This is a genomic window from Streptomyces javensis (assembly GCF_039525925.1).
GTDB lineage: Bacteria > Actinomycetota > Actinomycetes > Streptomycetales > Streptomycetaceae > Streptomyces > Streptomyces asiaticus.
In genome coordinates, this window is the sequence record NZ_BAAAIF010000200.1 from 1 (window position 1) to 3,630 (window position 3,630).

The following is a 3,630-nucleotide window of genomic DNA, read 5'->3' on the forward strand; positions in this document are numbered from 1 at the left end:
GTATCGATATCGACTGGACCAGCTGGTACCCCACCACCCCCACCCCCCGCACCATCGACCTCCCCACCTACGCCTTCCACCACCAGCACTACTGGCTGTCGTCCGCCTCCCCCTCAGGACCGGAGCCCACCGAGGCAGCGGCTCTGGTCGACAGGGAGTTCTGGGAGGCGGTGGAGCGCGAGGATCTGGAGGCCCTGGCGGCGACCATCGACTCACCGGCGGACCAGCAGCCCATGCTGGGCGCTGTTCTCCCGACGCTGTCCGCCTGGCGGCGACAGCACCGGGAGCGGTCGGTCGTCAATTCCTGGCGCTATCAAACCACTTGGAAGCGCCTTCCCACTCCTGCCACGCGTCCGGACCTCTCCGGCACCTGGCTGCTGATCATCCCCGCCGGTCACTCCGACCAGCCTGCCGTGGCGACCGCCGCGCACGCCCTGACCAGCCACGGCGCCGCCCCGCTCCGCCATGTGCTCGAGGCCCGTACCGTCGATCGCGACGCCCTGGCGGACCACCTCACCCGTCTGGCCACGGAGGGCGAGCCCGTCGGGGTGCTGAGCCTGCTCGCCCTCGACGAGGAGCCGCACCCCCAATACGCCGCCGTGCCCTCCGGGCTGGCCGCGACCACCGTGCTCGTCCAGGCCCTCGGCGACGCCGAGATCCCGGCGCCCCTGTGGTGCCTCACGCAGGGCGCCGTCGCCGCCGGTCCCGGCGATCCGCTCCCCGGCCCGCGGCAGGCGCAGACCTGGGGACTCGGCCGCTCCGCGGCCCTGGAACACCCTCGCCGCTGGGGTGGCCTGATCGACCTCCCGACCGTCATCGACCACCGCACCGCGGACCGTCTGGCCGCGCTGCTCACCCCCGGTGGGCCGGAGGACCAGACCGCCATCCGCGCCACCGGCAGCTACGCCCGGCGCCTCCGTAGGGCCGATACGCCCACCACTGCCCCCAGGACCTGGCAGCCCACGGGCACCACGCTCATCACCGGCGGCACCGGCGGTCTCGGCGCCCATGTCGCCCGCTGGCTCGCCCGCCACGACGCGCCCCGTCTCCACCTCATCAGCCGCTCCGGCCCCGACGCCCCCGGCGCGTCCGAGCTCGCCCAAGAACTCACCGACCTGGGCACGGCCGTCACCATCACCGCCTGCGACGCCTCCGACCGGGCCGCACTCCAGCGCCTCCTCGACACCATCCCCGCCGAACACCCCCTCACCACCGTCATCCACGCCGCCGGAACGTCGGACACCGAGCTCATCGCCGATCTGGGGCCGGAGCGGCTACAGCATGTGCTCGGGCCCAAGGCCCTGGCCGCCACCCATCTGCATGAGCTGACCCAGGGGCTCGACCTCAGCGCCTTCGTGCTCTTCTCGTCCGGCGCGGCCGCGTGGGGCGGCAGTCGGCAAGGGGCCTACGCCGCCGCGAACACCTATCTCGACGCCCTCGCCGAGCACCGCCGCGCCCGGGGACTCCCCGCCACCAGCCTCGCCTGGGGCCCCTGGGGCGACGCGGGCATGGCCGCCGACGAGACCGCGCTCGCGTTCTACGGGCGGCGTGGCCTGTCCCCGCTCAGCCCTGAGCTGGCCGTGGCATCGCTCCAGCACGCCCTGGACCACCGTGACACCACGGTCACCGTGGCGGACATCGACTGGAAGAAGTTCCCGACGGCGTTCACCGCGCAGCGCCCCAGCCCGCTGCTCGACGACCTGGTCACGGCCGCCGAGTACCCCACCGAGCGAACCAACGGCGCGTCCACGGGTGCTGCCGCCGGCACCTCGCTCCAGCAGCGGCTCTCCGCCGCCGCCCCCGAGCAGCAGCACCAGCTCCTCCTCGAGCGGATCCAGTCCCTCGCCGCCTCGATCCTGGGGCATTCCGGACCGGATGCCATTCCGCCCGGCCAGCCGTTCCAGGAGCTCGGGTTCGACTCCCTGACCGCCGTGGAGCTGCGCAACCAGCTCGCCACCGCCACCGGAATCGACCTCGCACCCGCGCTCGTCTTCGACCACCCCACGCCCAACGCCCTCGCCACCTATCTGCGCGCCGAACTCACCGGCCAGCAGATGGCCGTCGCCGCTCACACCCCCACCACCACGGCCGCCCAGGACGAGCCGATCGCGATCGTCGGCATGGCCTGCCGCTACCCCGGCGACGCACACTCCCCGAAGGAGCTGTGGGACCTGGTCATGGCACACCGCGATGCCATCGCGGAGATGCCCACCGACCGCAACTGGGATCTGGACGCGCTCTACGACCCCGATCCCGACCGCTCGGGTACGAGCTACGTCCGCGAGGGCGGATTCCTCTACCAGGCGGCCGAGTTCGACCCCGGGTTCTTCGGCATCAGCCCGCGCGAGGCGGTGGCCATGGACCCGCAGCAGCGGCTGCTCCTGGAAGCCGCTTGGGAGACCTTCGAGAGCGCGGGCCTGGACCGGGACACACTCGCGGGCAGCGACACGGGCGTGTTCGCCGGGGTGACGTCCCAGGACTACATCTCCCTCACAGGCGATACGGCGAGCGATGTCGAAGGCTATGTCGCCACGGGCAATATCGGCAGTGTGGTGTCCGGCCGGGTGGCCTACTCCTTCGGCCTCGAAGGCCCGGCGGTCACGGTGGACACCGCCTGCTCGTCCTCGCTGGTGGCCATGCATCTGGCCGCCCAGGCCCTACGGCAGGGCGAATGCACGATGGCGCTGGCCGGCGGGGTGACGGTGATGGCCACCCCGGGCGCGTTCATCGAGTTCTCCCGCCAGCGCGGTCTGGCGCCCGACGCACGGTGCAAACCGTTCGCGGCCGCGGCGGACGGCATGGTGTGGGGCGAGGGCGTCGGTCTCGTCCTGCTGGAACGGCTGTCGGACGCGCGGCGCAACGGCCACCGGGTGATGGCTGTGATCCGGGGCTCCGCGGTCAACCAGGACGGCACGAGCAACGGCCTGACCGCGCCGAACGGGCCCTCCCAGCAGCGAGTGATCGGCCAGGCGCTCGCCAACGCCCGGCTGTCGGCGTCCGAGGTGGACGCCGTCGAGGCACATGGCACCGGGACCACCCTCGGCGATCCGATCGAGGCACAGGCGCTGCTGGCCACGTACGGCCAGGAGCGGCCCGAGGGGCGCCCGCTGTGGCTGGGGTCCATCAAGTCCAACATCGGCCACACGCAAGCCGCCGCCGGAGTGGCCGGGGTCATCAAGATGGTGATGGCCATGCGCCACGGGGTGCTGCCCGCCTCACTGCACATCGATGAACCGACCCCGAATGTCGACTGGAGCGCGGGCGATCTGCGCCTGCTCACCGAACCCGTCCCATGGCCCCAGGGCGAACGACCCCGCCGGGCCGGAATCTCCTCCTTCGGCATCTCCGGTACGAACGCCCATCTCATCCTGGAGCAGGCCCCCGAGCCGATGGAGCCCGCTCCCGTATCGGACGCCGCCGGTGTGTTGCCCTGGGTGATCTCCGCACAGAGCGACGTGGCGCTACGAGGCCAGGCGCGGGCTCTGACCGGGCACATCATCGGCGAGCCCGAGATAAGCGCCTCGGAGGTGGGGTGGTCCCTGTTGCGGTCCAGGACGCTCTTCGACCACCGCGCCGTGGTCATCGGCCAGGACCGCGAGGAACTGGTGGCGGGACTTGAGGCACTGGCCG

The 3,630-nt window shown here is 72.3% G+C and carries 1 protein-coding gene; it reads left to right on the forward strand.

Annotated features, from left to right (window positions below):
• Positions 1–3,630: SDR family NAD(P)-dependent oxidoreductase (locus ABD329_RS47470; protein WP_344318228.1), on the forward strand; the 3,630-nt coding region annotated here is incomplete at both ends.